Annotated in this window: 4 protein-coding genes; all 4 read left to right on the top strand. The window is 63.9% G+C overall.

Annotation, left to right across the window (positions count from 1 at the left end; genetic code table 11):
• A partial coding sequence (locus CBW50_RS29210) for a flagellar hook-length control protein FliK (protein ID WP_172404928.1) occupies window positions 1-775 on the top strand: 775 nt, incomplete at its 5' end.
• A gap of 186 nt (window positions 776-961) precedes the next feature.
• Complete coding sequence (gene fliL, locus CBW50_RS28190) at window positions 962-1,474, top strand: flagellar basal body-associated protein FliL (protein WP_086148547.1); 513 nt, start codon at window positions 962-964, stop codon at window positions 1,472-1,474.
• Between the two features lie 6 nt (window positions 1,475-1,480).
• Window positions 1,481-2,467, top strand: coding sequence for a flagellar motor switch protein FliM (gene fliM / locus CBW50_RS28195; protein ID WP_034754035.1), 987 nt, complete (start codon window positions 1,481-1,483; stop codon window positions 2,465-2,467).
• Between the two features lie 52 nt (window positions 2,468-2,519).
• Window positions 2,520-2,954 carry a flagellar motor switch protein FliN gene (fliN, locus tag CBW50_RS28200; RefSeq protein WP_034754038.1) on the top strand — a complete coding sequence of 145 codons (435 nt, stop codon included), beginning with the start codon at window positions 2,520-2,522 and terminating at the stop codon, window positions 2,952-2,954.
• Window positions 2,955-3,043 lie beyond the last annotated feature (89 nt).

A 3,043-nucleotide genomic window follows, 5' to 3' on the forward strand; every position in this document is an offset into this window, starting at 1 on the left:
CCTGGCGGCAGGACCATTGCTGGCGGCGGGCCAGGGCAGCGGCAAGGCTGCCGCCGCCATCGCCACGCAAGCGGACAGCGGCGACTTTGCCGACAGCCTGGGCCAGGCCCAGGGCAAGGCGGCCGCCGGCAGCCAGCCCGGCGCCAGCGTGCCAACCGGCAAGGCCGAGCAAGGCAAGCTGGCCATCGACGCCCAGCTGGCGGCCACGGTCAAGGCGGGCGCCGCCATCGCCGAACCCGTCATCAAGGAAACCCCGGCCGACCTGAGCCGCCTGGCGGCCCAGTTGCAGCCGGGCGCCCTGCAGCAGGCGGCGGCCGCTGCGGCCGTGCCGGCCGACAAGCTGGCGGGCCGGGTCGGCACGCCGGCCTGGGACCAGCAACTGGGGCAGAAAGTCGTGTGGATGGCGGCCGGCGGCGACCAGAGCGCCACCCTGACCCTGAATCCGCCCGACCTGGGGCCCTTGCAGGTGGTCCTGACGGTCACCAACGACCAGGCCGACGCGGCCTTCATGTCGGCCCAGCCGGAAGTGCGCCAGGCGCTGGAAGCGGCCATGCCGCGCCTGCGCGAGATGATGAGCGAAGCGGGCATCGCCTTCGGCAGCGCCACGGTCTCGGCCGGCACGCCGGAACAGCAAAATCATGGCGAACGTGCGGCCCCGGGCGAACGCCGCGGCAATGGCCAGGGCGGCGGCGCGTCGGGTGGCGAGATCGCCATCGCGCCAGCGGCGGCCGGGCGCAGCCGGCCCAGCCTGAGTGCCGTGGATACCTTTGCCTGAGGACAATTCGTCGCCCGCGGGCCACAGGCGTGCCCCACAGCGTAACTTTTCGTATAAAAACAGTGAGTTGAGGGCGCTTCCGCCCTCTTTTCATTGCATCCTTCTGCGCAGAATTTGCCGATAATGACATAATGGCGTCGTGATCCACTTCCATGCACTCGAGTACCATTGAAAGCAAATCCAAAAATGAAAGCAGATCCGAAAGCAGATGCAGGCGTGGCGCCGGCCGGCGCGTCGAAAAAGAAGCTTCTGATCATCGTCCTGGCCGCGGTTCTGGTCGCGGGCGGCATCGGCGGCGGGGCCGCCTGGTATTTCCTGCACGGCAAGGCCGACAAGGAAGAAAGCGCGCCCAGCAAGAAGAAACATGCCGCCTCCAAGGCCGGACCGCCCGTCTTCGTGCCCATCGACGCCTTCACCGTCAACCTGCAGCCGGAAAACGGCGAACAGTACCTGCAGATCGCCTTCACCCTGCAGGCCAGCAGCCCGGAAGAAATGGACTTGATCAAGGTCAACATGCCGAAGGTGCGCAGCCGCCTGCTGTTGCTGCTGTCGGGCAAAAAGGCGTCGGAACTCAATACCGTGGAAGGCAAGCAGCAACTGGCGGCCGAAATCATCGGCCAGGTGAACCAGCCGTTCGAGGACAAGGGGCCGGAGCAGGACGTGACGGACGTATTATTTACCGCATTCATCATTCAATAAGCAGCCATGGCCGATAATTTCCTCTCCCAGGAAGAAGTCGACGCCCTTCTGAAGGGCGTCAACGGAGACCAGGACGACGCGCAGGCGCCGGAAGACGTCACGGGAGTTCGCACCTACAACCTGGCGACCCAGGAGCGCATCGTGCGCGGCCGGATGCCAACGTTGGAAATTATCAACGAGCGTTTCGCCCGCCTGCTGCGCGTGGGCCTGTTCAACTTCCTGCGCCGCAGCGCGGAAGTGTCCGTCGGTTCCGTGCGCGTGTCGAAATACAGCGAATTCATCCGCAACCTGGTGGTGCCCACCAATCTGAACCTGGTGCACATGAAGCCGCTGCGCGGCACGGCCCTGATGGTCTTCGATCCGGGCCTCGTGTTCCTGCTGGTGGACAACCTGTTCGGCGGCGACGGGCGTTTCCACACGCGCGTCGAGGGCCGCGACTTTACGCAGACGGAGCAGCGCATCATCCTGCGCATCCTCGACATCGTCTTCGAAGCCTATACCAAGTCGTGGGAGCCGGTCTTCCCCGTCGAGTTTGAATATATCCGTTCGGAAATGAATACGCAGTTCGCCAACATCGCCACGCCGAACGAGGTCGTCGTGGCGTCCACGTTTACGGTGGAACTTGGCTCCGTTTCCGGACAAATCCACTTCTGCATGCCGTATTCGATGATCGAGCCGATCCGCGATTCGCTGACCTCGAGCCTGCAGGGCGAGGCGCTGGAAGTGGACAAGCGCTGGATCCGCCTGATGACGCAGCAGATCCAGATCGCCGAAGTCGAGCTGGTGGCGTCGCTGGGCACGGCGCGCGTGTCGTTCGACGAGATTCTGAACATGAAGGTGGGCGACATCATCCCGCTGAACATCCCGGAACTGATCGCCGCCACCGTCGACGGCGTGCCCGTGATGGATTGCACTTACGGCGTGTTGAACGGACAATATGCATTGAAGGTGGAGAAACTCCTCGCCAATGCCGACAACATGAACAATCATTAAATAATGCACCCGGGCCGCGCTGCGGCCCGCATCTGTACAACAGGAGAAACACATGTCTGACAACCAAGACGACCAAAGCGCGGAAGACGATTGGGGCGCGGCCATTGCCGAGCAGGCCAAGGCGGAAGCCGAAGCGCTGCAGAACCAGGCCGCCAATACGGCCAGCGCCGCCAGCGCCGCCGTGTTCAAGGACTTTTCCAAGCAGGCGTCGAAGTCGGAAACGCACAACGATATCGATTTCATCCTCGACATCCCCGTGCAGCTGACCGTCGAACTGGGCCGCACCAAGATCGCCATCAAGAACCTGCTGCAGCTGGCGCAGGGTTCCGTGGTCGAGCTCGATGGCCTGGCCGGCGAGCCGATGGACGTGCTGGTCAACGGCTGCCTGATCGCCCAGGGCGAAGTGGTGGTGGTGAACGACAAGTTCGGCATCCGCCTGACCGACATCATCACGCCGTCCGAACGTATCCGAAAACTCAATAAATGAAGCCTGGACTGTTGATTTCCATCATGCTGCCGCTGGCGGCGGCGTGCTGCATCGCCCAGGCGGCGCCCGCGCCGGCGTCCGCAGCGGTT

Origin of the sequence: Janthinobacterium sp. GW458P, assembly GCF_002127585.1 — a bacterium.
In the GTDB taxonomy this organism is placed as follows: Bacteria; Pseudomonadota; Gammaproteobacteria; order Burkholderiales; family Burkholderiaceae_D; genus Janthinobacterium.